The sequence below is a fragment of the Pseudomonas sp. 58 R 3 genome (assembly GCF_900006605.1).
In the GTDB taxonomy this organism is placed as follows: Bacteria; Pseudomonadota; Gammaproteobacteria; order Pseudomonadales; family Pseudomonadaceae; genus Aquipseudomonas; species Aquipseudomonas salomonii.
In genome coordinates, this window is the sequence record NZ_CVTT01000035.1 from 38,068 (window position 1) to 65,000 (window position 26,933).

Here is a 26,933-nt window from a genome sequence, read left to right on the forward strand (position 1 = left end):
GGAACGATCATTACACCCGAAACTGATCCATCAACCCCTGCTGCTGATTCGCCAGGCTGTTCAATGCCTGGCTCACCCGTGCCGACTCATTGGCCTGCTCCGACAGCGATTCAGTCACATCCCGAATCGTCGCCACATTGCTGTTGATCTCTTCGGCCACGGCGCTTTGCTGTTCGGCGGCGCTGGCGATCTGCAGGTTCATGTCGCTGATCACCGTGACCGCCTCGCCAATCTGGCGCAGGGCGGTGACCGCCTGGCCAACCTGCTCGACACTGCCCTGGGCCTGGCGATAGCTGTTGCCCATGGAGCCGACCACGTCGGTGGTGCCGCTTTGCAGATGCTCGATCACCCGGCGGGTTTCTTCTACCGACTCCTGGGTGCGCTGCGCCAGGTTGCGTACTTCGTCGGCGACCACCGCAAAGCCACGGCCAGCCTCACCGGCGCGGGCGGCCTCGATGGCGGCGTTGAGTGCCAGCAGGTTGGTTTGCTCGGCGATGCCACGAATCACTTCCAGCACCGAGCCGATCTTCTCGCTATTGGCCGCCAAGCCTTCGACCTGGGCCATGGCGGTGCTCATGTCCGCCGCCAGGTTGCCGATGTTGGTGGTGGTGCGGTCGATCACACTCAAGCCGTCGCGGGTGGCCTGGTCGGCATCGCGAGCAGCGTGTGCCGCCTGGGCAGCGCTGCGGGCGACGTCCTGGGCGGTAGCGCTCATTTCGTGGGAAGCGGTGGCCACTTGATCGACCTGGCGGTACTGCTGCTCCATGCCGGCGCTGGTTTGCGTGGCGATCGCGGCGGACTGGTCGGCAGTGCCACGGGCGTCCTGCACCGAGCGTTTGACTTGGGCAATGATCGGTTGCAGCTTGTCGAGGAAGCGGTTGAACCAGCCGGCCAACTCGCCCAGTTCATCCTGTTTGTCATAGGCCAGGCGGCGGGTGAGGTCGCCTTCACCGCTGGCAATGTCTTCAAGCATGCGCGCCACGCCAAGGATCGGCCGGGTCACGCTGCGGGCCATCAACCACACAAGCACTAAGCCAACCACGGCCGCCAGCAGGCCCAGGCTCAACTCCAGCAGCGTGCCACGGGCGTTGTCCGCGTCCAACTGGGCCTTGAGTGTTTCGGCGGGGCCGACCAGGACTTTCTCCGGCACATCCAGCAACACGCCCCACGGCTTGCCGCCGGGAATCGGCGCGAATGGTGCCAGCACCTTGAGTTGGTGACCGGTACGCAGGCTGCTGGTCTGCGGATTACTGGCCAACACGCTGATCAATTGCGCGCCGCTGGCGCTGTCGACCTGATCCAGACGCTGGCTGAGTTTGCCGGCGTCCGGGCTGTAGCCGGCGAGCAAACCGGTGGGGCTGAGGATGCTGACCTGGGTCTGGCCGTCGTACAGCTTCTGACTGGCCTGTTGGCTCACGGCCTGCAAGCTGTTGAGGTTGATGTCCACCGACAGCGAGGCGATGACTTTGCCGTTGACCATCAGCGGGAAGACGATGCTGGTCATCAGCACCTTTTGCCCGTCGATCACATAAAAGTAGGGTTCGATTACGCAGGGTTTCAGGGTGGCGCGTGGGCAGGTGAACCAGGCGTTGGCTTTTTCGCCGCTGGGGCCGACGCTGACGTCGGCCATGTCGCTTTCGGGCAGCGACATGGAGGTGAGTTTGCCCGGCGTTGGCTGCGACCAGTAGAGGGCGAAGCGGCCTTTGTCGTTGCTGCCCAGTTCCGCCTGATTGGCGAACAACTCGTCCTTGCCGTCCAGCGCATTGGCTTCAAACACCAGCGACAGGCCCAGCAGATCGGGGTTGGCCTGCAAGGCGGCCTTGACCTGGCGGGTCAGGTCTTCGCGGGTATCGAAGGCGTCGAGGAAGCGTTTTTCCGCCTGTTCACGCAAAAATAACACCTGGCGCGAAAAACCATGGCCGTACTGATAGGCGTCCATAAATTGCTGGCGAATGCCCAACGCCTGCACTTCACCTTGGGCCTCGATACGCGCATGGGCGGACGCGTCGAGCATCTGCATGCTGGACGCTTTGACCTGCTGTGAACTCTGCTCCATGCGAAACAGCGACAAACCCACCAGCAGGGTCACGATCCCCAGCAGGCACAAGCCCGCGAGCAGGGTGATTTTCCATTGAATGGAGAGCTGTCTAAGCGACATCGGGACATCCTTACCTGAAAACACAGAGAGACCCGTTTATCGGCTGTTCCGGAAATTTCTTTATTCAAACGTTCAATTTAAAGCCTGAAACGGCGTCGTTTTTTGACATGACGGCCCGCCTGCTGCAAAGTGCGCGCCCTCTAATAAGACCTCTTAAAGCCCGCACGCGGACGCCACCCGATGGCCGCCCGGTCGCGGGCCTGTCTGTTTTTATGTTTTTTGCTTGAGGTAACCATGATTAACGCAGTCATCGCCGCGGTCGGCACCATGCTGGTGCTCAGTTTGTCCCGCGTGCATGTGGTCATCGCCATCATCGTCGGCGCCCTGGTCGGTGGCTTGACCGGCGGGTTGGGCATCGAGGCCACGCTCAAGGCCTTTAACGGTGGCTTGGGCGGCGGCGCGACCGTGGCGTTGTCCTACGCCTTGCTCGGCGCGTTCGCGGTGGCGATTGCCAAGTCCGGCCTGGCTCACGCGCTGGCGGACAAGGCGCTGCTGCTGGTCGATCGCCAGGAAGCCACCGGCGGCAGCCATGTCAAATGGCTGCTGATCGGCCTGTTGTGGGGGGTGGCGATTGCTTCGCAGAATATTCTGCCGATCCATATCGCGTTTATTCCGCTGCTGGTGCCGCCACTGCTTTACGTGCTGACCAAGCTGCAACTGGATCGTCGCCTGATCGCCTGCGTAATGACCTTCGGCTTGATCACGCCGTATATGTTCCTGCCGGTGGGCTTCGGCAATATCTTCCTTAATCAGATCCTGCTGGCCAACGTGGCCAAGAGCGGCGTGGACATCAGCCAGGTCAACGTTACTCACGCGATGGGTTTGCCGGCGCTGGGCATGGTGGTCGGTCTGCTGGTGGCGGTGTTTATCAGCTACCGCAAAAAGCGCGTGTATGACCTGGAAAAAATCGAGCGCGTCGAGCAAGTGGCGGTGCAGTACAACCCGCTGACCCTGCTGGTGGCCGGCCTGGCAATTGCCTCGGCGTTTATCATTCAGCTGTGGCTGGACTCGATGATCATCGGCGCGCTGGCTGGGTTTCTGATCTTCTCGGTGTCGGGCATTGTACGCTGGCGCGAGACCGACGACCTGTTCACCGAGGGCATGAAGATGATGGCGATGATCGGCTTCATCATGATCGCCTCTTCGGGGTTTGCCGAGGTGCTCAAGGCTACCGGTGACGTGCGTTCGCTGGTGGAAGCCTCGGCGGCATTCATCGGGCATAGCCGTGGGGTGGGTGCGTTGCTGATGTTGCTGGTGGGGCTGTTGGTGACCATGGGCATTGGTTCGTCATTTTCTACGGTGCCGATTCTGGCGGCGATTTTTGTGCCGTTGTGTGTGCAACTGGGCTTCAGTCCGTTGGCGATTGTGTGCATCGTGGGGACGGCGGGTGCATTGGGCGATGCCGGTTCGCCAGCGTCGGACTCCACGCTCGGCCCGACTTCCGGCTTGAATATCGACGGCCAGCATCACCATATCTGGGACACCGTGGTGCCGACCTTCCTGCACTACAACATTCCGTTGCTGGCGTTTGGCTGGATTGCTGCGATGACCCTCTAGTATCTGGAACAGGTTCAATTGTGGCGAGCAGGCGTGCCCTGCGTTGGAGCGCGAAGCGGTCCTGAATCCAGGCACCTCGATCTACCTGGCGTGTTACGGCGCCTGAAAAGGGGGCTGCTACGCAGCCCAGCGCAGGGCAAGCCTGCTTGCCACAACAGTCCAGTCGCCACTCAGCCAAGGTGTCCTACAGATATTTCGCCACTGGCCGTTAACCTCTCAAGTCGCCACGAATAAGAGAGAAAAGCCATGCGTCTGAGTTTGAAGGCCAAAGTCCTGTCCCTGGCCGTTGTGCCGGTGTTGTTGTTTGCCGTGGTCATCAGCCTGACCACGGTGTGGATCCTGCAGGGCCAGGCGCGCAATGAGGTGGATGAAACCCGCCAGCGCCTGCTCAACGACGCCAAGGCCACCCTGCAAGGTTATGTGGAAGTGGCGATGACCACCATCAAGCCGCTCTACGACGCGGCCGCCCCCGGCGATACGGCGGCGCGGGCGCAGGTGGTCAAGCTGTTGTCCAACACGGCTTACGGCAAGGACGGCTACTTCTTCGGCTACGACTCCGAGACCATCCGCCTGTTCAAGGGCAACAGCCCCGACGGCGTGGGCAAGAGTTTCAAGGACAACCGCGACCCCAACGGTGTCTACGTCAACCGCCACCTGGTCAAGGTCGGCAAGGACGGCACCCACTACCTGCAATACAGCTCCACGCAACCTGGCCAGACCGAGCTGGTGCCCAAGCTTGGCTACACCGAGTACCTGCCCAAGTGGGACATGGTGATTGGTACGTCGGTGAACCTCGATGGCATCGAAGCCCAGGTGGCGGTGGTCGAGGCCAAGGTCGAAAAACGCATGGAAGGCGTGCTGCTGAGCATCCTCGGCGTGGCGGTGGTGGTGCTGTTGGTGATTGCAGCGGTCGGCATGCTGGTGGCCAATACCATCTTGCGCCCACTGAACCTGATGAAAGCCAACCTCGACGATATCGCCGCGGGCGAGGGCGACTTGACCCGCCGCCTGGCCATCACCAGCCAGGATGAGCTGGGGGAATTGGCCGGCGCGTTCAACCGCTTCGTCGACAAGATCCACGGCCTGGTGCGTCAAATCACCGAAATGACCGCGCAACTTACCGGGCTGGTCAGCCAGGTGTCCGAGCAGGCCCAGCGCTCGGAAACCGCCATGGAGCGCCAGCGTCACGAGACCGATCAGGTGGCGACCGCCATCAACCAAATGTCCTCGGCAGCCCACGAAGTGGCACGCAGTGCGCAAGGCGCCGCCGTCGCCGCGCAACAGACCGACGCCGAAGGCCAGGCCGCCAAGCGGGTGGTGGACGGCAGCATCGCGCAGATCCATGCACTGGTGAATGACATTCGCAGCAGCGGCGTGTCCCTCGACAGCTTGCAGCAGGATGTGTCGTCGATTGTCAGCGTGCTTGGCGTGATCCGTTCGATTGCCGAGCAGACCAACCTGCTGGCCCTCAACGCCGCCATCGAAGCCGCACGCGCAGGCGAAGCCGGGCGTGGTTTTGCGGTGGTCGCCGACGAAGTCCGCGCGCTGGCCAGCCGCACGCAAACCAGCACTCAGGAAATCCAGGGCATGATCGACCGCTTGCAAAAAGGCACGGTTGCCGCTGTGGATGCCATGCGCCGCTCCAGCGATGCCGGTGACGGCACTTCTGCCCAGGCCAACCAGGCCGGCGCGTCGCTGGACACCATGGCGCAGTTGATCGGCACCATCAACTCGATGAACGCGCAAATCGCCAGCGCCGCCGAAGAGCAGACCGCCGTGGCCGAAGAGATCAACCGCAGCGTGCATCAGATTGCCGTGGCGGTGGACAGCGTGGCCGATGAAACCCAGTTGGGCGCGCAAACCTCGCGCAGCCTGGCGGACCTGGGCCAGCGCCTGGGGCAATTGGTGGGGCAGTTCAGGATCTGATCAACCCTGGCTTCAGCGTATGTTTGCCTGGCGCTGATACGCATAGGCCTGTCACCGCCCCTGCGTTAGACGCCACGCATCAGCAGGCCGAAGCGCAGGTCCATGTCGCTCGGCAGTGGCACATACACCGTGTGCCCATCCCCCGGCGCCACGTCTATGGCCTCGCCCTTGGCGTTGTGCAGGTTGGCGAGGTCAAAGTGAAAGTTGCCGGCCGGTGTCATCAATTCCAGATGATTGCCCACGGCAAAGCGGTTCTTCACCTTGACCTCGGCCAGCTCGGCCCGGCGTTCGCCGGTCAATTCGCCGACAAACTGCTGGCGCTCCGACACTGAGCTGCCGTTCTGGTAGTTCTGGTATTCGTCGTGTACATGGCGACGCAGGAAACCTTCGGTGTAGCCACGTTGGGCCAGGGACTCAAGATTGGTCATCAGGTTGCGGTCAAACGCTCGGCCCGCCACCGCATCGTCAATGGCCTGGCGATACACCTGGGTGGTGCGCGCGCAGTAGAAGTGGGACTTGGTGCGGCCCTCGATCTTCAGCGAATGCACGCCCATGTGCGTCAGGCGCTCCACGTGCTGCACGGCGCGCAGGTCCTTGGCGTTCATGATGTAAGTGCCGTGTTCGTCTTCGAAGGCGGGCATCTGCTCATCCGGGCGGTTGGCTTCTTGCAGCAAAAACACTTGGTCGGTCGGCGCACCGATACCCAAGGTCGGTTCACAGTGCTGGACGATATCGCCCGTGGCGTTCTCCACCGCCGGCGTGGCCGAGTATTTCCAGCGGCACGCGTTGGTGCAGGTACCTTGGTTGGCATCGCGCTTGTTCATATAGCCGGACAACAAGCAGCGCCCGGAATAGGCCATGCACAGGGCGCCATGCACAAACACTTCCAGCTCCATGGCGGGCACCTGTTGGCGGATTTCGCCGATTTCTTCCAGTGATAACTCTCGCGACAGAATCACCCGGCCGATACCTTGCTGCTGCCAGAACTCGACGCTGGCCCAATTCACTGTATTGGCCTGCACCGACAAGTGAATCGGCATGCACGGGAAGTGACGGCGTACCAGCATGATCAAGCCCGGGTCGGACATGATCAACGCGTCCGGGCCCATGGCGATCACCGGGGCCAAATCCTTGAGGAAGGTCTTGAGCTTGGCATTGTGCGGGGCAATGTTGACCACCACGTAGAAACGCTTGCCCAGTGCATGCGCCTCCTGGATGCCGAGCGCGAGGTTGGCGTGGTCGAACTCGTTATTGCGCACCCGCAGGCTGTAGCGCGGCTGGCCGGCGTAGACCGCATCGGCGCCGTAGGCGAAGGCATAACGCATGTTTTTCAGGGTGCCGGCGGGGGCGAGCAGTTCGGGGGCAATCACGGGGGGCATGGGCTCAGGTCGCAAAAGGTCGCGAGGGTAAAGGAGCTGGCCTGAGTATTTATTGATCCAGGTCGGGCTTTTGCCGGTTTTTGTATCGCCGTGTATGGGGGGGGGGGCTGTTCTACTTCAATACCTGCGCCACCCGCTACGAACGGCTTGGGGATGATTGGCGTGCACACGCCCGAATACGCGGGCGATTCAGGCACTGTTGAACGAGGCCAAGGCGATTCAGTGAGGCGGTCTATGCTTGAAGGGCACTCCCAGGTTTTGCCGCGGACTAAGCAACAGGGCCGCTGAAGGCCCTCTGCTTTTCTGACATGGACCGGACATGAACCAAACCAACCTTCAATTCAAAACCCTGCTGTTATTGCTGGTCCTGGTGACCATCGCCTTTATCTGGATATTGCTGCCGTTCTACGGCGCGGTGTTCTGGGCGGTCATCCTTGGCATCATCTTCGCCCCGATGCAGCGGCGCCTGCAGCAACGCTTCAGCTGGAACCGCAACCTGACATCGCTGGCGACTCTGACGGTGTGCCTGGTGATTGCGATTCTGCCGGTGATCATCACCAGCGTGCTGCTGGTGCAAGAGGGCGCCACCCTCTACAAAAATATCGAAAGCGGTAAGTTGGACGTGGCGGGCTATATCGAACAGTTCAAGAACTTCCTGCCGCCGTACTTCCAGCACCTGCTCGACCGCTTCGGCATGGGCAACCTGGAGGGCCTGCGGGAAAAGATCGTCAAGAGCGCGATGCAGGGCAGCCAGTTCTTTGCCACCCAGGCGTTCAGCTTCGGCCAGGGCACGTTTGATTTCCTGGTGAGCTTTTTCATCATGCTGTACCTGTTGTTTTTCCTGCTGCGTGACGGCCCGGAACTGGTGCGCAAGGTACGTACGGCGGTGCCGTTGGCCGAGCCGCAAAAGCGCCGGTTGCAACTCAAGTTCAATCGGGTGGTGCGCGCCACGGTCAAGGGCAACGTGCTGGTCGCCGTGACCCAGGGTGCGCTGGGCGGTTTGATCTTCTGGTTCCTGGACATTCCCAGCGCGTTGCTCTGGGCGGTATTGATGGCGTTTCTGTCGTTGTTGCCGGCGGTCGGCGCAGGGATTGTGTGGGGGCCGGTGGCCGCCTACTTCCTGTTGAGTGGCTCGATCTGGCAGGGCGTGGTACTGGGCTTGTTCGGCGTGTTCGTGATCGGGCTGGTGGACAATGTATTGCGCCCGATCCTGGTGGGCAAGGACACCAAGATGCCGGATTACCTGATCCTGATCTCGACCTTGGGCGGCCTGTCAGTGTTTGGCTTGAATGGCTTTGTGATCGGGCCGCTGGTGGCGGCGCTGTTTATGTCCAGCTGGGCGCTTTTTGTCGAAAGCAAACCGCGGGTCAAGCTGCCATTGCCATAGATTTCAGGCGTGAAGCCTGAAGTTCGACACCTGCTGTTGCTGTTGTTGCGCAGCGGACAGTGAGGTGAGCGGGCCGCTGATGGTTTCGCCATCGCGTACCACATACCAGCAGGCCAATAACCCAAGCTCCCGGAGTGGGGCGGGGACGGCACTGCCGACAACGGACATGATTTGAACAGTGGGCATAGGGACCTCCAATGGCTATGGGGGTCACCTTACGGGCTGATGGCGCGTAGGAAAAATCACCCATCTCGATAGTCAACATCAACGCCAGGCGTCAATCGACCACTTGATCGAGCATGTTCACCACTTCCTGTTCGCTGAGCAGGCCTTTGCGCACCAGGTTTTCTGCCAGCAGCGCGAGAAATTTTGCACTGCGGTGGCCTTCAAGGTGCTTGAGTTCGGTGAGTGCGCTGTAGACCTTGCTGGACGTGCACAGGCCAGCGGTGCGGTGCGGGTTTTGCGTGGGCATGTTCAGTCGTCCTTAATTGTTATTGGGTGGACCGCTCGATAGTGAGACCGTTGGGTGACGTAAACATGACAGCGCAAGCTCAGGTCTTGCAAGTGGACATTTGACAGTCATGATGTGGGATTGCGCATCGGGCATTGTCCTCATAGCGACCTTGGCATGATAAAACCGGGCTTTTCAGGCAAAACACAGGCAAAACCCAAGCAAAAAAAGACCCCGCGTGTGGGCGAGGCCTGTTCATTTCCAACCTGACTGCGTATTACCAGCCGCGGCCATAATAACCGTGGGGAGGGCCGTAGTAGCCGCGCGGTGGGCCGTAATACACCGGTGCCGGGCGGTAGTAAACCCGCTGTTGCACATATACCGGCGGTGGCGGTGCGTAGTAGACCGGCGGCGGCGCGGCATACACCGGTTGCGGCTGCACATACACCGGTTGCTGCACGTAGACCGGCTGGGATTGGCTGGCAACTACGGAGCCGACAACGGCTGCGCCGATCAAACCACCCAATATGGCCGGGCCACCCCAACCACCACCGTGGGCGGAGGCTTGGCCTGCCATAGCGAGTGCGCCGATAAGCAAGGCGATTTTGGGGATTTTACGAATCATGGTCATTCCTCGGTTAGCCCCTGCGCTTGTGGTCTGCAATCAATAGACTCAAGGATTGTCGCGGGGATACTTTTAAGACAACGTATTTCTGAAAAACAGCACCGCCGCTAGGTAAAGGTTGTGTAAGGTCTGTACCGATTTGCTTACTCAAAGGAGTTTTCCATGCAGATGCACCCCAACAAGGACACCCAACTGTGCATGTCATTGTCGGCGCGTCCCGGGAATTTTGGCTTGCGATTTCACAACCATCTGTACGAACAACTGGGGCTGAATTTCTACTATAAAGCCTTCAGCAGCCAGGATTTGCCCGGTGCGATCGGCGGTATTCGGGCGCTGGGCATCCGTGGTTGCGGGGTGTCCATGCCGTTCAAGGAAGCCAGCATCGCCCTGGTGGATGAGCTGGACGCTTCGGTCAAGGCCATCACCTCGCTCAACACCATCGTCAACACCGACGGCCATCTCAAGGCCTACAACACCGACTACATTGCGGTGGAACAACTGCTGAAAAAACATGCGGTACCCAAAGACTCGACCTTTGCCCTGCGTGGCAGTGGCGGTATGGGCAAGGCGGTGGCCAGTGCCCTGCGCGATGGCGGCTACGCCAACGGCGTGATTGTGGCGCGCAATGAAGCGGCGGGCCGGGCGTTGGCGCAAAGCCTGGGGTATGAGTGGCGAGCAGAACTGGGCGAGTTGCGCCCGCAGATGCTGGTCAACGTGACGCCGATCGGCATGACCGGCGGGGCAGAGGCGGACCAGTTGGCCTTTGACGCCGACGCTGTGGACGCTGCTGAGACTGTGTTCGATGTGGTGGCGATCCCCGCGGAAACGCCGTTGATCCTGCGTGGGCGTGCCCAGGGCAAACGGGTGATTACCGGGTTGGAAGTGATCGCGATCCAGGCGTTGGAGCAGTTTGTGCTGTACACCGGTGTGCGGCCGACGCAAGAGCAGTTTGAGGCGGCGGTGGCCTTTGCCCGAACCTAAAGCGCTGCGCAGGTCCAAATGTGGGGGCGGGCTTGCTCGCGAAGGCGCAGTGTCAGTCACTGGATATATCGACTGATCCACCGCCTTCGCGAGCAAGCCCGCTCCCACATTTTAGATCGGGTTAAGCCTGTTCCAGCTGGGCCAGGCGTTCTTCCAGCGCTGCAATCCTGGCTTCAAGCTCCTCAATACGCTCCACCGAAACCCCACCGGCCGAGCGCTCCACCGGGCTCCCGCGTGCCGCGATAATCGCCTCAATATCCGCCGGATCCCCCAACGCATGGGTATAACGGTCTTCCCGTTGCCCGGCCTGGCGCGGCACCAGCACCGCCAGCCCGCGTGCAATCAGGCGTTCGAGCTGGTGCACGACCTGTTCGGCGTCTTCAAAATCATGCATGCGGCCGCTACGGGTCAGCAGTTCGTTGACGGTCTGCGGCCCACGCAAAAACAGCAGCCCTATCAGGATCACCTGGGCCGGCACCAGCTCCAGCGCCTTGTCCACCCGGTGCTCCCAGCGGTCGGCGCGGCTGCCCATCACCAGGCGGGTAAAGCCCTGGCCTTCGAGCACCCGCAGGCTCTGGCCGACCTGGCCCTGGCTCAAGTTGGTCACCGGTTCCCGGCTGGTCTTCTGGTTGCAGGCCAGCACCAGCGCATTAAGCGTGAGCGGATAGGTTTCCGGGTTGGTCGCCTGTTTTTCGATCAGGCAGCCCAGGATGCGGATTTCCGTGCTGTTCAGGCGTGGCTCAGCAGTGTCGGTGTCGTGCTCGGCGGTCATCGCGCTTTCCCTATGCAGTGAAGCTCACTAGCCTAATCCTGAAAAAATAAAAGACAAGCCGCAGGCATGGCTATAATCGCCGCTGGTTCAAACCCTGCCATTACCGTGAGACTGTCATGACTATTTCCCTGTACGCCGCTTCTATCCCGGTCTTCAAGCAAATGCTCAACGCCCTGAGCGATGTACTGAACAAAGCCGAAGCCCACGCCACCGCCAAGAACATCGAACCCAACGCCTTGCTGCAAGCGCGTCTGTTCCCGGACATGTTCCAGCTGGTGCGCCAGGTGCAGATCGCCGTCGACTTCGCCAAGGGTGTTTCCGCGCGCCTGGCCGAAATCGACGTGCCGAAGTACGAAGACAGCGAAGTGACCTTCGCCGACCTGCAAGCGCTGATCGCCAAGGTGCTGGCATTTGTCGACACCATCAAGCCTGAGCAAATCGACGGCAAGGAAGGCATCGAAATCATCACCCGCCCAGGCACGCCGAAAGAGAAGCGCTTCAGCGGCCAGTCCTACCTGCTGACCTACGGCCTGCCGCAGTTCTTCTTCCACGTCACCACTGCTTACGCTTTGCTGCGCCATAACGGTGTGGAAGTGGGCAAGCGCGATTACATGGGCGCTTTCTAAGCCTCCAGATACAAAAAAGCCCGGGGTCGTTCTTGTCGAACGCCCCGGGCTTTTTTACGCCTTATGGTTAAGCCGTTTGCTCTTCCTTGCCCAGGCAAGCGGCTGCCGTGAACAGCACATCGGTGGACGAGTTGAGCGCGGTTTCCGCCGAATCCTGCAGCACACCGATGATGAAGCCCACGGCCACCACCTGCATGGCGATCTCGCTGGGAATGCCGAACAGGCTGCACGCCAGGGGAATCAGCAGCAACGAGCCACCGGCCACACCCGACGCGCCGCAGGCGCATACCGCCGCGACCACGCTGAGCAGCACGGCGGTTGGCATGTCCACGGCAATACCGAGCGTGTGCACGGCGGCCAGGGTCAACACGGTGATGGTAATCGCCGCGCCGGCCATATTGATGGTGGCGCCCAGCGGGATCGACACCGAATAAGTATCTTCATGCAGGCCCAGGCGTTTGCTCAGCGCCAGGTTCACCGGGATATTCGCCGCCGAACTGCGCGTGAAGAACGCGGTGATGCCGCTTTCGCGCAAGCACATCAGCACCAGCGGATAAGGGTTGCGGCGCAGTTTCCAGAACACGATGGCCGGGTTGATCACCAGCGCGACGAACAGCATGCAGCCGATCAGCACCACCAGCAGGTGGGCATAACCGAGCAGGGCGCCGAAACCGGAGGTGGCCAGGGTCGAGGCCACCAGGCCGAAGATGCCCAGCGGCGCAAAGCGGATGACCACGCGCACGATCAGGGTGACGCCGTTGGACAGGTCGTCCAGCACCGTGCGAGTGGTAACACCAGCATGGCGAATCGCGATGCCCATGCCGATGGCCCAGGCCAGAATACCGATGAAGTTGGCATTCATCAGCGCGCTTACCGGGTTATCCACCACGCTCAGCAGCAGGCCTTGCAGCACCTCGCCGATGCCGCCGGGGGCGCTGACGGTGGCGTCATGGGTGGCCAGTACCAAAGTCGACGGGAACAGCATGCTGGCAACCACCGCGACGACGGCAGCGGCAAAGGTGCCGAGCAGGTACAGGAACAGGATTGGCTTGATATGGGTTTCCTGGCCATGTTTATGGTTGGCGATCGACGCCATGACCAATACAAACACCAGAATCGGTGCAACGGCTTTCAGCGCGGTGACAAACACCTTGCCGATAAACCCGGTGGCGCGCGCCGCCTCGGGCAATAACAGGGCGAGCAGGATACCGGCCAGCAGGCCGATGACAATTTGGGTGACCAGGCTGACGCGCATCAGTCGTTGCAGCAGGGAAGGGGCAGCAGTCATAAACAGTTGTCTCTAGTTTTTTTAGTAGGACGCAGCATTGCAGGCAGGTAGCGCCGTAGGAAGCAGGCCCAAAGTCTAACATGCTGTAGGAAGCGTCCCATTCGGTGCGGCATTCCGTCACCCGCACCTGTAGGGTTTGGCCAGGCCAAGACCTATTCTGTTAAGATTGCTGCCTCTCATCTTTCCTCTCTGTCAGCGAGCCCTTCGGGCTGTCGTTGATGTCGTCGTTTCTGGAGTTTTCATGTTGTTCCCTATCCTGCTGCTGTCGGCCGCCGGTTTTACCGTGCTGACCACAGAATTCATCATTGTCGGGCTGCTGCCGTCGATCGCCCGCGACCTGAACGTCAGCGTGTCCCAGGCCGGGCTGCTGGTAACGCTGTTCGCATTTACCGTGGCGGCGTTCGGACCGTTCCTGACCGCATACTTCGCTCGGTTCCAGCGCAAGCGCCTGTTTATCAGCATTCTGATCATGTTTGCGCTGGCCAATACCGTGGCGGCATTGGCGCCGAATATCTGGGTCATGGCCTTGGCGCGCTTGATTCCGGCGTTGGGTTTGCCAGTGTTTTGGGCCTTGGCGAGTGAAACGGCAGTGGATATCGTCGGGCCGGAATTCGCCGGCCGGGCCATTGAAAAAATCGGTTTCGGGATTGTCTGCGCCACGGTGTTCGGCATTCCGGTGGGCACCTTGATTTCCGATATGTTCGGCTGGCGCACCGCGTTTGCCATTCTCGCCGTGGTCGCGTTGGCCAAGGCCTTGCTGCTGTTTATCTACCTGCCGGTGACCACACCCAAGAACGATCAGGTGAGCCTGCGCTCGCAGTTCAAGATCCTGCGCAGCCCGTTGATGCAGGGCCATATCCTGCTGTCGATCCTGGTGTTCAGCGGCATGTTTACCGCATACACCTATCTGGCGGACATCCTCGAGCGCCTGGCCGGCTTCGACGGCACGCGGGTGGGCTGGTGCCTGATGGGCTTTGGCGCGGTGGGCCTGATCGGCAACGCCCTTGGCGGGCGTGCGGTGGACCGTCATCCGCTGATTGCGTCCATGGTGTTCTGCGCGTTCATGATCGCCGGCATGGTCGCGGTGGTCCCGGCGATTCACTCCAGCATTGGTCTGGCAGCGGCGATGGCGGTGTGGGGCGTGACCCAGGCGGCGATGTTTCTGGTCAGCCATGTGCGCCTGATGAAAGCCGCGCCCCACGCCCCGGCGTTTGCCGCGTCGTTGAACATCGCCGGGGCCAATCTGGGGATTGGCCTTGGGGCCATGGTGGGTGGGCATGTGATCGACACCCTGGGTCTTGCCAACCTGGGCTTTGCGGCGTCCGGGTTTATCCTGGTGTCGATCCTGCTGGCGCTGTGGTTGATGACCGTGAAACCTATGCCTGCCCGCGCTTGATCGTTCCCACGCTCTGCGTGGGCATGCATCCTGTGACGCTCCGCGTCACCGCGTTAACAGCAGGACGCGGAGCGTCCGAGGCGGCATTCCCACGCGGAGCGTGGGAACGATCAACCTTGCCGTCAGGGCAGGGCGGTAAACAGCTCGCGCCGCGCCCCTTCGGTAATCGCCACGATGCCGGGGTGTTTGATCTTGCGCTCCACCGAGATTGCGTAGAACGACTCGGTGACCGCATCGGTCTGGCCGATCAGCGCTACGCCATATTGGCGCACCACCTCATCGGCGATCACGCTGGGGGCAATAAATATCCCGCTGCCCGACTGCCCAAACGCCTGCATCAACGCGCTGTCGTCGAACTCACCGATGATCCTCGGCTGGATCTGCTGCTCGGCAAACCAGCGCTGCAAGCGGCTGCGCACCACCGTCTCCGCACCCGGAATCAATAACGGCGCGCCCTGCAGGCAGTGTGGGAAATCGCCGCCGTATTGGTCAGCCAACGCCTGAGTGGCAAAAAAGCTGATGCCGCATTCCCCGAGTTTCTGGCTGTAGCCTTTGATGTCCAAATGCGTAGGCATCGGGCTGTCGGAGATCACCAGGTCCAGGCGCTGAATCGCCAGGTCGGCCAGTAAGCGTTCGAGTTTGTCTTCACGGCAGGTGATGCGCATCGGCTCGCTCAGCTCCATGGTCGGCGCGATCAGCCGGTAAACGATGGACTTGGGCACCACATCCGCCACCCCGACCCGAAACAGGATCTGCTGTTCGTCGGGTGCTGCGCGCAACATGGCTTCCAGTTCGTTACCGGTCTGGAACATCTGTTCGGCGTAGGGCAAGGCCCGTCGCCCGGCTTCGGTGAGTTCCAATTGGCGACCGACGCGTTGAAACAGCGCGATACCAAAGGTCTGCTCCAGCAGGCTGATCTGGCCGCTGATGGTCTGGGGCGTGAGGTTCAGCTGCTCACACGCGCGCACAATACTGCCGGTCTTGGCCACCACCCAGAAGTAATGCAATTGTCGATAATTGAGCATGGCGGCCTACACTTCGTAAAAATCGAAGTATATATGAGAAAAATACGAATTTTACTGAAGTGTTCAGCTGCATAGAATGCCTCGCTATCGAGGGGCCACTATTTGGACCCAATGGTTCTAACGAGGAATACATGATGAAACTCAATTCCCTGGGCGCGGCGTCCGTCCTTGCGCTTTCATTGGTGATGATCAGCGGCTGTGATCAAGTCGAAAAGAGCGCGCAGCAGGTGCTGGGCAAAGCCACCGAATCGGCCAAACAAGCCATCGATGACACCCACAAGGCCGCCGAGCAGGCATTGAGTGAAGCGACCCAGGGTTTGATCCAGCCTGAAAAAGACGCTGAGCAGGCCGAAAAAGAATCTGAAACCGAACGTAAAGAAGCTTAATTTCCCAGCACAACGTCAGGACTGACCTATGGACTACCTTTTACAACTGGCCGCCAGCCCGACCGCCTGGGTCGCACTGGCCACCTTGATCGTCATGGAGATCGTGCTGGGCATCGACAACCTGATCTTCATCTCGATCCTTACCAATAAATTGCCCGAGAAGCACCGGGCCAAAGCGCGGCGTATCGGCATCAGCATGGCGTTGATCCTGCGTCTGGGCCTGTTGAGCACCATCGCGTTTATCGTGCAGTTGACGGCGCCGGTGTTCGAGATCTTCGGTCAGGCGTTCTCCTGGAAAGACATGATCCTGATTGCCGGTGGCCTGTTCCTGGTGTGGAAGGCTACCACCGAGATCCACCACAGCATGGACCCGGAGCCCGAGGACAAGGCCACCGTCAGCAACACCGTGGCCATCGGCTTTGCCGCTGCGATTGGGCAGATCCTGTTGCTCGACCTGGTGTTCTCCATCGACAGCATCATTACCGCCGTGGGCATGACCGAGCACTTGCCCATCATGATCATCGCCGTAGTCGTCTCGGTGATCGTGATGTTGGTGGCGGCTGAACCGTTGGCCAAGTTCATCAACGACAACCCGACCGTGGTGATGCTGGCCCTGGGCTTCTTGATCATGATCGGCATGACGCTGATCGCCGAAGGCTTCGGCGCCCACGTGCCAAAAGGCTACGTGTATGCGGCCATGGCGTTCTCGGCGGTGATCGAATGCCTGAACATTGCCCGGCGTAACCGCCACAAGCGTTTGCTCGCTGCCCGCCAGTAAGCGCTGAACCCAAAAGCCGGCTGCGCTCACAAGAGCCCAGCCGGCTTTTTACTGTCTGTTAGAATCGGCCCACTTGTTACCTTGAGGTCCACCATGAACGAGCCGATTCGCCTCACCCAGTACAGCCATGGCGCGGGTTGCGGCTGCAAGATTTCGCCCCAGGTGCTGGAAGTGATCCTTGCCGGCAGCGGCGCACAGAACCTCGACCCCAACCTGTGGGTGGGCAACACCTCGCGCGACGATGCGGCGGTGTACGCCATCGATGACGAGCGTGGCGTGGTCTCCACCACCGACTTTTTCATGCCGATTGTCGATGATCCGTTCGACTTCGGCCGTATTGCCGCCACCAACGCCATCAGTGACATTTACGCCATGGGCGGCGACCCGCTGATGGCCATTGCGATTCTGGGCTGGCCAGTGAATGTGCTGGCGCCGGAAGTCGCCCGCGAAGTGATCCGTGGCGGTCGCTCGGTGTGCGACGCCGCCGGCATTCCACTGGCGGGCGGGCACTCCATCGACGCGCCGGAGCCGATATTCGGCCTGGCCGTGACCGGCATCGTGCAAAAGCGCCATATGAAGCGCAACGACACCGCCACCGCGGGTTGCCAGCTGTACCTGACCAAACCGCTGGGCATCGGCATCCTTACCACCGCCGAGAAAAAGGGCAAATTGCGCGAGGCGGATATCGGCCTGGCCCGTGACTGGATGTGCACGCTCAACAAGCCTGGCAGCCGTTTTGGCAAGTTGGCCGGCGTCACCGCCATGACCGATGTCACCGGTTTCGGCCTGTTGGGGCATTTGGTGGAAATGGCTGACGGCAGTGGTCTCACGGCCCGCATCGAATATGCCAGAGTCCCACTCCTGCCAGGGATCGAAGACTACCTGGACCAAGGCTGCATGCCCGGTGGCACCCTGCGCAATTTCGACAGCTATTCAAGCAAACTGGGGCGTCTGCAGGAGCTGCACAAGCGCGTGCTGTGCGACCCCCAGACCAGCGGCGGCCTGTTGATCGCCGTCACCCCGGAGGGCGACGCCGAATTTCGCACCGTGGCCGCAGAACTGGGCCTGAGCCTTGAGCCGATCGGCGCACTGGTTGAGCGACAGACCCACGCGGTAGAGGTGTTTTGATGGCAATTGACATCACCGACTACCGCAGCATCTTCCTCAATGACCGGCCGATGATGGATACCCGCGCGCCGATCGAGTTCACCAAGGGCGCGTTCCCCGGTGTGGTCAACCTGCCGCTGATGACCGACGACGAACGCCAGCGGGTCGGCACCTGCTACAAACAGCAAGGCCAGCAAGCGGCCATCGTGCTGGGTCATGAGTTGGTGTCCGGGGCCATCAAGGCCGAGCGCATCGAGCATTGGGCGCGGTTCGCCCAGGCCAACCCCGACGGCTATCTGTACTGCTTTCGCGGCGGGCTGCGCTCGCAAATCGTGCAGCAATGGTTAAAGACCGAGGCGGGTATCGACTATCCGCGTGTCGGCGGTGGCTATAAGGCCATGCGTACCTTTCTGCTGGAGACCCTGGAGCAGGCGACGGCCGAGTGTGATTTTGTGTTGCTCGGCGGCATGACCGGCACCGGCAAGACCGAGGTGTTGGGCCAGGTGCGCAATGCCCTGGACCTTGAAGGGCACGCCAACCATCGCGGCTCCAGCTTCGGCAAGCGCGCCACGGCGCAACCGTCCAACATCGACTTTGAAAACCGCCTGGCGGTGGACCTGCTGAAGAAACGCGCGGGCGGTATCGAACAGTTTGTGGTCGAAGACGAGAGCCGCATGATCGGCAGCTGTGCACTGCCTTTGCCGTTACACAAGGGCATGCAGACCTTCCCGATGGTATGGCTGCAAGACAGTGTTGAAGGCCGTGTCGAGCGTATTCTGCGGGATTACGTGGTTGATCTTTGCGCCGAATTTATCGCGGTGTTTGGCGAAAGCGGGCAGGCGTTGTTTGCCGAGCGCTTGACCCAGAGCCTGGTCAACATCCACAAGCGCCTGGGTGGCGAGCGCTTTCAGCGCCTGCAGGCCATATTGCAGGAAGCTTTGACGGAACAAGCGCGCAGTGGTGCCGTGGATTTGCACCGGGTGTGGATTGAAGGCTTGTTGCGCGAGTACTACGACCCGATGTATGCGTTCCAGCGGGAAAGCAAAGGCGCGCGGATCGAGTTTGCCGGGGAGCAGGGCGCTGTGGTGGAGTACTTGCGTGAGCGGGTTGCCAGGCGCAATTAATGCAGTGGGTTTGAGGGCCTCTTTGCAGGCAAGCCAGCTCCCACAGGTTGACCTGTGAATGCCGTCAAATGTGGGAGCTGGCTTGCCTGCGATGAGGCCCTAAGCCTCACAGCAAAGCCTAAAGAATCACCGCCCCGATCAACCCACACACCACCCCCACCAGCATGGTCAGCCCAGCCACCGTCACCAGCACCCGCGCGTCGAAATCCTTGCGCAGCATCAACAGCGACGGCAGGCTCACGCTGGGCAAGGTCATCAGCAATGCCACGGCCGGGCCGGTGCCCATGCCCAATGTCATCATGGTTTGTACGATAGGAATCTCGGCTGCCGTAGGAATCACGAACAGCGTGCCGACGATGGCCAGCGGCACCAGCCACACCAGGCTATTGGCCATGGCACCGTCGACATGGGGAAACAGCCATACCCGCGCGGCGCCCAGTACCAGCACGGCGACGATATAGATCGGGATCGTGCTCCAGAACAGCTGCCACAGAGTCTGCAACCACCGGCTCAAAAATGGCTGCGACTCGGCCTGGCTCACCTCAGCCACGGCGTCCAATGCCGCTTCCGGCACGTGATCGGGGCGGGCAATGCGTTGTGCAACCAGCGACACGCCCACCACCAGCACAATCCCCGCCACCAGCCGCAGCGCAGTAAAGCCCCAGCCGAGTACAAAGCCCATGAACACCAAGGTTGCCGGGTTCAGCACCGGGTTGGCGATCCAGAAGGCCAGCGCCGCGCCCACCGACACCTGCTGACGGCGCATGCCCGCTGCCACCGGAGCCGCGCAGCAACTGCACATCATCCCCGGCAAGGCGAACAGCCCGCCACGCACGGTAGACCCCAGCCCGGCGCGGCCGAACAGGCGCAGCAACCAGTCACGGGGGATCAACACTTGCAGCAGCGAACCCAGAATCACCGCCAGCACGGCAGCTTTCCAGATCGCCAGGAAATACACCTGGGCATAGGCCAGTGCCGCGGCCAAGGGTGAGCTTTGCTGGTCGTTGAGAATCGAGGCGCCGATGCTGTGGTTATCCGCAGCGACAAAGGCCTTGAGGTAGTAGGGCGACCACTTCACGTAATAGAGGCCGATGCAGGCCACCAACACGAACAGCGCTGGTTTCCACCAGAACGACCAGCCCCGGTTGGGCTGGGTGGAGATGAGGTTGGGCATGGTGCAAGTCCGCAGATGATTCAATAGCGGGGCATCATACGCGCCTGCCACCGATCATTCCCACGCTCCTGCGTGGGAATGCAGGCCGAGACGCTCTGCGTCGTGATGCTGGCCCCAACACCTTGAGCGTCACGGAATGAACTCCTGCGCGGGAGCGTAGGCTCTATCTGCAGGGTTTCAGATATCCGCGCTCACTTGGGTTGCATCCGGGCATGTCTGCTGGCCGTTATCCAGGCCTTGTTTGTAGTTGCGGCTCAGCAGTGAAGCCTTGCCGTTATGCCAGGTCAGCGTCAGTACATAGAGCGTGTCGTAATCGCCGCCCGACCAATCGTCGGTGATGGTGTGTTTTTCACCCGAGGCTTCACTGGCCACCCGGTTGATCAGCTCCGGCAGGTAGCCGTGGGACCAGGCGGTGTAGATGATTGAGTTGTGGTACTTGTCTTCCACCAGTTCATCGGCGAGGTCGTGGGTGTCATTGGCGGAGTACTTGATGTTCACCGGCAGGCCAAGCTTGATGGCGCTGGGGCTGATGGTCATCAGGGGGCGAATGTAGCTGTAGGAATTGTCGTGCTCCCCTTCCTCGACATTGCGCGTCGGGTCGGGCGCAAACACGTAATTGGCCTTGCCGAATTTTTCCGGCAGCACGGTGGCCAGGTTCATTGCGCGATTCAGGCCCTGGCAATTGAGCTGGCCGAGGCCGCCAACGGGTTTTTCGCCGTGACGCAGGAACACCAGGGTTTGCACACCATCCACCGGCGCGGCGCGGCTGATTCGCGACTCCAGGGTCAGGCCGATGGCGCCGCCCACCAACGACAGCGGCAACACGATGTAGGCATAACGTTTAAGACGTTGCACAAGGCACAGAGGCTTGATTGTCATTGTAGGTTCGAGTCTTCAGTGCAGCGATTAAGGCGGACAAGCCTGGCCCCAGCGACGCATCCGGCGTGCTGCGGTTTAACCTGTGATTGTTACGGGGTGTCTTCCTTTCACCGTCATGGCGCAGTTAAGAGTGTGAATCGGCTCTTTGGTTCGCCTGCGCGCACCATAGCGCGGCTATGTTGCGCAATGATGACCCATGCAGGACGGCGTGCAGGTGGCTATCATGGGGACTTTGAGCCTGGGGACTTCCCGATGAACGCACTCGCCGCTTTCCCGATCAACAGTAAATGGCCTGCCCAGCACCCGGAGCGCTTGCAGCTGTATTCGCTGCCCACGCCCAATGGGGTCAAGGTGTCGATCATGCTGGAAGAACTGGGGCTGCCTTACGAAGCACACAAGGTCAGTTTCGAGACCCAGGACCAGTTGTCGCCGGAGTTCATGTCCTTAAACCCCAACAACAAGATTCCCGCGATCATCGACCCCAATGGCCCGAGCGGCCAGCCGCTGGCGTTGTTCGAGTCCGGCGCGATCCTGATTTACCTGGCGGAGAAAACCAGCCAGTTGCTCTCCGAAGACCCGGCCACCCGCTACGAAACCCTGCAGTGGCTGATGTTTCAGATGGCCGGTATCGGTCCGATGTTCGGCCAGGTCGGGTTCTTCAACAAGTTCGCCGGCAAAGCATACGAAGACAAACGTCCGCGTGACCGCTACGCCGCCGAATCTCGGCGTTTGCTCGGCGTGCTGGAAAAACACTTGCTGGGTCGCACCTGGATCATGGGTGATGAATACAGCATCGCCGACATTGCGACCTTCCCGTGGATCCGTAATTTGATCGGGTTTTACGAGTCCGGCGACTTGGTCGGCATCGCTGATTTCCCTAATGTGCTGCGTGCACTGGACGGTTTTGTCGCCCGCCCGGCGGTGATGCGTGGCCTGAGTATTCCGAGCTAAGACATGCCGACTTTCGATTTCAAGCAACTGGATGTGTTCAGCGGTGTTTCGCTCAAGGGCAACCCCCTGGCGGTCGTGCTCGGCGCCGATAGCCTCACCGACCAGCAAATGGCCGACTTTGCCAACTGGACCAACCTCAGCGAGACCACGTTTTTGCTGACGCCGCGTGACCCTCGGGCGGATTATCGGGTAAGAATTTTCACCACGCTTAAAGAGCTGCCGTTCGCTGGGCACCCGACTCTGGGCAGTTGCCATGCGTGGCTGCAGGCAGGCGGCGTGCCCAAAGGTGAGGAGATTATCCAGGAGTGCGAAATCGGCCTGGTGCGTGTCCGTCGCCAAGGCGATGAACTGGCGTTTATTGCACCACCGTTGTTGCGCACGGGGCCGGTGGAAGCGCCCCTGCTGGAGCGCGTGCGCCTGGGGTTGGGCCTGGCACCTGAGGCCATTGTGCGCAGCCAGTGGGTGGATAATGGCGCAGGTTGGCTGGCGGTGATGCTGGGCCAGCGCGATCAAGTGTTGGCCTTGCAGCCTGACTTTTCGCAATTGCATGGCTTGGCCATTGGCGTCATCGCGCCCTGTGACCCGGCGCGTGACGACGTGGACAGCCACTTTGAAGTGCGCGCTTTTATCGCCGGTGACGGCGCCCAGGAAGACCCGGCCACCGGCAGTTTGAATGCCGGTGTTGCCCAATGGTTGCTGGCTGAAGGCCTCGCGCCCGAGCGTTATGTGGTCAGCCAGGGCACCGCGATTGGGCGTGCCGGGCGGATTCGCGTAGAGCGCCAGGGCGATGAAATCTGGGTGGGCGGCGCAGTGGCGGTGTGCATCGAAGGGCGAGTCCAGCTCTAGATCAATATATTGTTACGGCCCACGCAATACACTATTGGCCCCTGGGCGTTTGTGCTGCGGGGGCCAAGGGGCATAAGCTTTTGCCCCAAATATTCTGCCGCTATCCAGGAAAGCCATGACCAGCCAGTTCCCCCAAGCCCGTCCTCGCCGCCTGCGCCGCTCCCCGGAGCTGCGTGGCCTGTTCCAGGAAACCGAATTCACCCTTAACGACCTGGTACTGCCGATTTTCGTCGAAGAAGAAATCGATGACTTCGTGCCAATCACCAGCATGCCGGGCGTGGTGCGTATTCCTGAGAAAAAACTGGCCGGGGAAATCGAGCGTTATGCCCGTGCCGGGATCAAGTCGGTGATGACCTTCGGCGTATCCCACCACCTGGACGCCAACGGTAGCGACACCTGGAAAGAACACGGCTTGGTCTCGCGCATGTCCTCGATCATCAAGGATGCCGTGCCGGACATGATCGTGATGTCCGACACCTGTTTCTGCGAATACACCGACCACGGCCACTGCGGCGTGATGCACGGCGCCCACGTCGACAACGACGCGACGCTGGTCAACCTCGGCAAACAAGCCGTGGCCGCTGCCCGTGCCGGCGCCGATGTCATCGCACCGTCGGCCGCCATGGACGGCCAGGTCCAGGCCATCCGCCGCGCCCTGGATGACGCGGGTTTCACCCATATCCCGATCATGGCCTACTCCACCAAATTCGCCTCGGCCCTCTACGGTCCGTTCCGCGAAGCTGGCGGCAGCGCTCTCAAAGGCGACCGCAAAAGCTACCAGATGAACCCAATGAACCGCCGCGAAGCCGTACGCGAATCCCTGCTCGACGAACAGGAAGGCGCCGATGCGCTGATGGTCAAACCGGCTGGCGCCTACCTCGACATCATCCGCGACATTCGCGAAGCCTCACGCTTGCCGGTGGCGGCGTATCAGGTAAGTGGCGAATACGCGATGATCAAGTTTGGCGCCCAGGCAGGGGCAATTGATGAGGCGCGGGTAGTGCGCGAGACGTTGGGGTCGATCAAGCGCGCTGGCGCGGATTTGATTTTTACGTATTTTGCGATGGATTTGGCGTTGGCTGGGATCTGATTTTGACTGTGGGCCTGTGGCGAGTGAGGTTGCTCGTCACAGGCGCAGTTCGCTTTGATGTTTTTCGATCACGCTCAGTTGAATTTTTCATAGTCTTGCGCACCCAATGATGCCAGCCATTTCTTAAAGAAATCGATCTGTTCTTTTGGGTCGTTCGTTAGGTTTTCTTCCTCGTAATCAAAGATGTGAACTATATCTTTTCTGGTGGCTTGTTTGCCTAAGGTTATTTCGTAAGCGACAAGTCCTGCACTCATTTGAGATGCCATTCTTGAAGGCATTACATTTAATTTTGCGCCTTTGCATAAGAAGGTCATATGGGGAAAGTCGGCTCTGACTTTTGCGAGGCAAACGTAAATGTCCCTTCCTTCATAAATTTTCTTGAAGTCTTCTGCTTCTGAAAATTTCATGATGAGTTTTCTTGTGTCGAACTTTACTGTTGTTTCTATTTTTTTATCATTTACCAGTATGTTTATTTTTTTCGTTTCCATGTTTTTTCTGTTTGGAAGTTGGGTTTCATTGGCGTGGTGACTAGAGTGTCGCTGTGTATATTTTGTGGTGAATGGAAAGTTCTTTTTATTTTGGGGAGGGGATCTGATCCTAAAATTCCGAGGTGAGGTCGCTGGCCTGTGACGAGAGAGGTTACTCGTCACAGATGCAGCGAACTACGTCTACACCGACTCAGCCCAGCGTTGACAGAAATCATGTTGCTCCTGTATGTCGTTGGTGAGATCGTTTTCTTCATAAGAGAAAATATGCACCATTTCACCCTCCGGAACTCCCATGGTCGTCTCATAAGCAACTAGACCATTAGACATGTGCGAAGACATTCCTGATGGGTGGACATTGATTTTTGCACCCTTGCATAGAAATTTCACATCTCTCAAATCGCTCCTTAATAAACCGAAACATTCATATAGGTCTAATGCGGTGTAGCTTTTCCGTGCTTCATTCTTCAGCAGTATATAAAGAGTGGGCCTGCCCCCCTCATATTCGATTATTGCGGTTTCACGTATGCCGTTTCTGATGATTGTGATTTCACGTGATTTCATGGAAATTTCCTATTAGGGTTCAATATGGTGTACCCCTTGTAGGTGCCATCTTCATACACTGGCGAGGCACCTAAAATGTCTTGGGTATCTATACGTCCCGGGATTGCGATTTCTGACTCGTTACTGTGTTTAGACCGTATGCCCAATTCTTTGTTTACGTCTCGTCCAGGGATTCTTTTTAGTGTGTAAAGGAACCCTTCCTCGAAGCCAAAATTTGAAGCAAATGCCAGAGCTTGTTTACTGTATATCGACGTAGGAACAAAGTTGCTAGGGGGGCTAAGGTTGTTCAATGAGTGCAGGAAAAGGTCTGTACTCGATCCTCTGCTCTCAAAGCCTTTTTCGAATATTTCATCGGGCTCTCTCAAATCTCCACGATATAGATATCTTCTCTTATTAAGTGGGGTCGGTGGTGATGACGATTGATCATCAACCTTTGTTTGTTCAGTTGGGCTCTCTATTTTCGATTGCGGTTTACATCCATTGTCACCTGGACAAGTGTTCAAACCTAGCGGATCCACCCACCCCGTAGGGTTAGGCACGTACCGGTACGCATTAATCCCACCCGCCAGCTTCACCGGATCCGGCGTCAGGTAGCGACCAATATCCGGATTGTAGTAGCGATGGCGGTTGTAGTGCAGCCCGCTTTCCGCATCAAAATATTGGCCCTGGAAGCGCAGCGGGTTATCGATTTTTCTGACGTCTAGGCGGGCGATTTCCCCGTAGGCGCGGTATTGCGCGGACCAGACGATTTCGCCTTCGGGGTTTGTGAGTTCCTGCGGTGTGCCGAGGTGGTCGAGTTGGTAGTGGAAGGGTTTGGTGTCTTCAGGCCCAAAGCCTTCCAGCAGTGCCAACGGGCGAAAACTGTCTGGCTCGTAGAGATAGCTGCGATGCCGATCCGCGTGGTGTTCAGCTACCAGCTTGTCGCCTTGCCAGAAAAACTCCGTGGTTTTTCCGTTCACCGTTTTGCTGATCCGCCGCCCAAACGGGTCATAGCGATAGGTGGCGGATTGCCCGTTGGGCTGGGTAATGCCAATCAACCGATGCTGGCAGTCGTAGCGGTATTCCGTAACGAGCTGATGCCCCTTGCCACGCCGCTGTCGGATCAAATTGCCGAAGGCGTCGTAGTCGTAATGATGATCGCCTTGGATCATCAACCGATTCCCCGCCACGATGTCCGGGCCGGGACGGTCTTGCATGAGCAGGTTGCCGGCGGGGTCGTGGCCGAAGCGTTCCTGCGCGTCTTGCGAGTGATCTGCGCGGGTCAGGCGGGCGAGGGGGTCGTAGTGGTAGTGGTGTTCGCCTTTGCGGGTGTCGAGCAGGCGGGTGAGGTTGCCGGTTTTGTCGTAGTCGTATTGGCGTTGGTAAAGCGTGTGTTGCTGTTGGCTGACGGCGTGGGCGTGCAGGCGGTTCTGGTCGTCGTAGTGGTAGTGGCTGAGGAGCTGGCCTTGCTGGCGTTGGTGTTCGCGGCCGGTTTTGAACAGGTGGGAGGTGAGGGTTTCGCCGTTCAGTTCGACGGTGGAAAGGTGGCCGCCCTTGTCGTGGTTGAATACCAACCGGTTATTGTCCGGCAGGCGCAGGTTTTTAAGCTGCCCGCAGGCATCGTAGCCATAGCGCAAGGTGCCCCAGCCCTGGTGTTCGGCGGTGAGGCGGTTTTGTGGGTCGTATTCGTAGGCCAGCGCCCAATTGCCGTCGTCGACGCTGAGGAGATTGCCTTGGCGGTCGTAGGCATAGTCGACAACATTGCCGTCTGGCAGGGTTTTTCTTACGAGGCGCCCGGCGTGGTCTCGCTTGTAGCGGGTAACGCGCTGGCTGCCGTCGTCGCCGTGTTCGGTTTTCTCCGCCAGGTTGCCGTTGAGGTCATACACGTAAGCCGTGCGCTGGCCGTCAAAGCCGATTTCCTGCTGGATCAGGCCATTGGGGTGGTAATCGAGCCGGTAGGTTTCGCCTGCCTCGTTTTCGATGGAGGTCAGCAGCAGGC

26 protein-coding genes are annotated in these 26,933 nt (G+C 59.8%); 13 read left to right on the forward strand and 13 right to left on the reverse strand.

Features of this window, described 5'->3' with window-relative positions:
* Positions 1–10: 10 nt before the first annotated feature.
* The gene (locus tag BFP92_RS05230) at positions 11–2,158 is read right to left on the reverse strand and encodes a methyl-accepting chemotaxis protein (protein ID WP_065912348.1); all 2,148 of its coding nucleotides are present in this window, start codon (positions 2,156–2,158) and stop codon (positions 11–13) included.
* Positions 2,159–2,395: 237 nt separating this feature from the next.
* Between BFP92_RS05230 and BFP92_RS05235 the strand changes: the two genes are divergently transcribed.
* Positions 2,396–3,715, forward strand: a complete 1,320-nt coding sequence (locus tag BFP92_RS05235) for a Na+/H+ antiporter family protein (RefSeq protein ID WP_163005458.1) — start codon at positions 2,396–2,398, stop codon at positions 3,713–3,715.
* A gap of 246 nt (positions 3,716–3,961) precedes the next feature.
* Entirely contained in the window at positions 3,962–5,641 is a 1,680-nt protein-coding gene (locus BFP92_RS05240; RefSeq protein ID WP_065912352.1) for a methyl-accepting chemotaxis protein, read from the forward strand.
* A 65-nt stretch (positions 5,642–5,706) separates the two neighbouring features.
* Here BFP92_RS05240 and yegQ read toward each other — a convergent pair whose 3' ends face one another.
* Positions 5,707–7,020: a prephenate-dependent tRNA uridine(34) hydroxylase TrhP gene (gene yegQ, locus BFP92_RS05245; protein ID WP_065912353.1), complete on the reverse strand. Its 1,314-nt coding sequence runs from the start codon at positions 7,018–7,020 to the stop codon at positions 5,707–5,709.
* A gap of 319 nt (positions 7,021–7,339) precedes the next feature.
* Between yegQ and BFP92_RS05250 the strand changes: the two genes are divergently transcribed.
* Positions 7,340–8,407: an AI-2E family transporter gene (locus BFP92_RS05250; RefSeq protein ID WP_065912354.1), complete on the forward strand. Its 1,068-nt coding sequence runs from the start codon at positions 7,340–7,342 to the stop codon at positions 8,405–8,407.
* Positions 8,408–8,410: 3 nt separating this feature from the next.
* Here BFP92_RS05250 and BFP92_RS05255 read toward each other — a convergent pair whose 3' ends face one another.
* The 3 genes from BFP92_RS05255 to BFP92_RS05265 form a co-directional block, all read right to left on the reverse strand.
* Positions 8,411–8,593, reverse strand: a complete 183-nt coding sequence (locus BFP92_RS05255; protein ID WP_017135285.1) for a hypothetical protein — start codon at positions 8,591–8,593, stop codon at positions 8,411–8,413.
* Between the two features lie 91 nt (positions 8,594–8,684).
* On the reverse strand, positions 8,685–8,879 hold the full coding sequence (locus BFP92_RS05260; protein ID WP_010211349.1) for a hypothetical protein: 195 nt from the start codon (positions 8,877–8,879) through the stop codon (positions 8,685–8,687).
* A 256-nt stretch (positions 8,880–9,135) separates the two neighbouring features.
* Entirely contained in the window at positions 9,136–9,489 is a 354-nt protein-coding gene (locus BFP92_RS05265) for a hypothetical protein (RefSeq protein ID WP_017135284.1), read from the reverse strand.
* 156 nt (positions 9,490–9,645) lie between these two features.
* On the opposite strand from BFP92_RS05265, the gene BFP92_RS05270 reads away from it, so the two are divergent.
* The gene (locus BFP92_RS05270; protein ID WP_065912355.1) at positions 9,646–10,464 is read left to right on the forward strand and encodes a shikimate 5-dehydrogenase; all 819 of its coding nucleotides are present in this window, start codon (positions 9,646–9,648) and stop codon (positions 10,462–10,464) included.
* A 121-nt stretch (positions 10,465–10,585) separates the two neighbouring features.
* On the opposite strand, the gene BFP92_RS05275 is transcribed toward BFP92_RS05270, so the two are convergent.
* On the reverse strand, positions 10,586–11,236 hold the full coding sequence (locus tag BFP92_RS05275; RefSeq protein WP_065912357.1) for a YceH family protein: 651 nt from the start codon (positions 11,234–11,236) through the stop codon (positions 10,586–10,588).
* A gap of 116 nt (positions 11,237–11,352) precedes the next feature.
* Here BFP92_RS05275 and BFP92_RS05280 point away from each other — a divergent pair, with 116 nt between their 5' ends.
* Positions 11,353–11,862: a DUF1993 domain-containing protein gene (locus BFP92_RS05280; RefSeq protein ID WP_065912359.1), complete on the forward strand. Its 510-nt coding sequence runs from the start codon at positions 11,353–11,355 to the stop codon at positions 11,860–11,862.
* Positions 11,863–11,929: 67 nt separating this feature from the next.
* Here BFP92_RS05280 and sstT read toward each other — a convergent pair whose 3' ends face one another.
* Positions 11,930–13,150, reverse strand: a complete 1,221-nt coding sequence (gene sstT / locus BFP92_RS05285; protein WP_065912361.1) for a serine/threonine transporter SstT — start codon at positions 13,148–13,150, stop codon at positions 11,930–11,932.
* 241 nt (positions 13,151–13,391) lie between these two features.
* On the opposite strand from sstT, the gene BFP92_RS05290 reads away from it, so the two are divergent.
* A complete protein-coding gene (locus BFP92_RS05290) occupies positions 13,392–14,546 on the forward strand; it encodes an MFS transporter (protein ID WP_065912364.1) in 1,155 nt (384 codons plus the stop codon).
* Positions 14,547–14,668: 122 nt separating this feature from the next.
* Here BFP92_RS05290 and nhaR read toward each other — a convergent pair whose 3' ends face one another.
* Entirely contained in the window at positions 14,669–15,571 is a 903-nt protein-coding gene (nhaR, locus tag BFP92_RS05295) for a transcriptional activator NhaR (protein ID WP_065912365.1), read from the reverse strand.
* Positions 15,572–15,705: 134 nt separating this feature from the next.
* On the opposite strand from nhaR, the gene BFP92_RS05300 reads away from it, so the two are divergent.
* The 4 genes from BFP92_RS05300 (at position 15,706) to mnmH (ending at position 18,966) form a co-directional block, all read left to right on the forward strand.
* The gene (locus BFP92_RS05300; RefSeq protein WP_065912366.1) at positions 15,706–15,957 is read left to right on the forward strand and encodes a hypothetical protein; all 252 of its coding nucleotides are present in this window, start codon (positions 15,706–15,708) and stop codon (positions 15,955–15,957) included.
* Between the two features lie 28 nt (positions 15,958–15,985).
* On the forward strand, positions 15,986–16,735 hold the full coding sequence (locus BFP92_RS05305; protein ID WP_065912367.1) for a TerC family protein: 750 nt from the start codon (positions 15,986–15,988) through the stop codon (positions 16,733–16,735).
* A gap of 93 nt (positions 16,736–16,828) precedes the next feature.
* Positions 16,829–17,863, forward strand: coding sequence for a selenide, water dikinase SelD (gene selD / locus BFP92_RS05310; protein WP_065912369.1), 1,035 nt, complete (start codon positions 16,829–16,831; stop codon positions 17,861–17,863).
* Positions 17,863–18,966 carry a tRNA 2-selenouridine(34) synthase MnmH gene (gene mnmH, locus BFP92_RS05315; RefSeq protein ID WP_065912371.1) on the forward strand — a complete coding sequence of 368 codons (1,104 nt, stop codon included), beginning with the start codon at positions 17,863–17,865 and terminating at the stop codon, positions 18,964–18,966. The genes selD and mnmH overlap by 1 nt, the downstream gene beginning before the upstream one ends.
* A gap of 118 nt (positions 18,967–19,084) precedes the next feature.
* On the opposite strand, the gene BFP92_RS05320 is transcribed toward mnmH, so the two are convergent.
* Positions 19,085–20,140 (reverse strand): permease, encoded by a 1,056-nt coding sequence (locus tag BFP92_RS05320; protein WP_065912375.1) that lies wholly within the window; start codon positions 20,138–20,140, stop codon positions 19,085–19,087.
* Positions 20,141–20,317: 177 nt separating this feature from the next.
* The gene (locus tag BFP92_RS05325; RefSeq protein WP_065912377.1) at positions 20,318–21,019 is read right to left on the reverse strand and encodes a histidine phosphatase family protein; all 702 of its coding nucleotides are present in this window, start codon (positions 21,017–21,019) and stop codon (positions 20,318–20,320) included.
* Between the two features lie 252 nt (positions 21,020–21,271).
* On the opposite strand from BFP92_RS05325, the gene BFP92_RS05330 reads away from it, so the two are divergent.
* The 3 genes from BFP92_RS05330 (at position 21,272) to hemB (ending at position 23,906) form a co-directional block, all read left to right on the forward strand.
* Complete coding sequence (locus BFP92_RS05330; RefSeq protein ID WP_058420871.1) at positions 21,272–21,970, forward strand: glutathione S-transferase N-terminal domain-containing protein; 699 nt, start codon at positions 21,272–21,274, stop codon at positions 21,968–21,970.
* 3 nt (positions 21,971–21,973) lie between these two features.
* Positions 21,974–22,816 carry a PhzF family phenazine biosynthesis protein gene (locus BFP92_RS05335; protein WP_065912379.1) on the forward strand — a complete coding sequence of 281 codons (843 nt, stop codon included), beginning with the start codon at positions 21,974–21,976 and terminating at the stop codon, positions 22,814–22,816.
* 115 nt (positions 22,817–22,931) lie between these two features.
* Complete coding sequence (hemB, locus tag BFP92_RS05340; RefSeq protein WP_065912381.1) at positions 22,932–23,906, forward strand: porphobilinogen synthase; 975 nt, start codon at positions 22,932–22,934, stop codon at positions 23,904–23,906.
* Positions 23,907–23,980: 74 nt separating this feature from the next.
* Here hemB and BFP92_RS05345 read toward each other — a convergent pair whose 3' ends face one another.
* The 3 genes from BFP92_RS05345 to BFP92_RS30170 form a co-directional block, all read right to left on the reverse strand.
* Entirely contained in the window at positions 23,981–24,394 is a 414-nt protein-coding gene (locus BFP92_RS05345; protein WP_065912382.1) for a hypothetical protein, read from the reverse strand.
* Between the two features lie 180 nt (positions 24,395–24,574).
* Positions 24,575–24,955 carry a hypothetical protein gene (locus tag BFP92_RS05350; RefSeq protein WP_065912383.1) on the reverse strand — a complete coding sequence of 127 codons (381 nt, stop codon included), beginning with the start codon at positions 24,953–24,955 and terminating at the stop codon, positions 24,575–24,577.
* Positions 24,952–26,933: RHS repeat-associated core domain-containing protein (locus BFP92_RS30170; RefSeq protein ID WP_177343873.1), on the reverse strand; the 1,982-nt coding region annotated here is incomplete at its 5' end. The genes BFP92_RS30170 and BFP92_RS05350, both read right to left, overlap by 4 nt.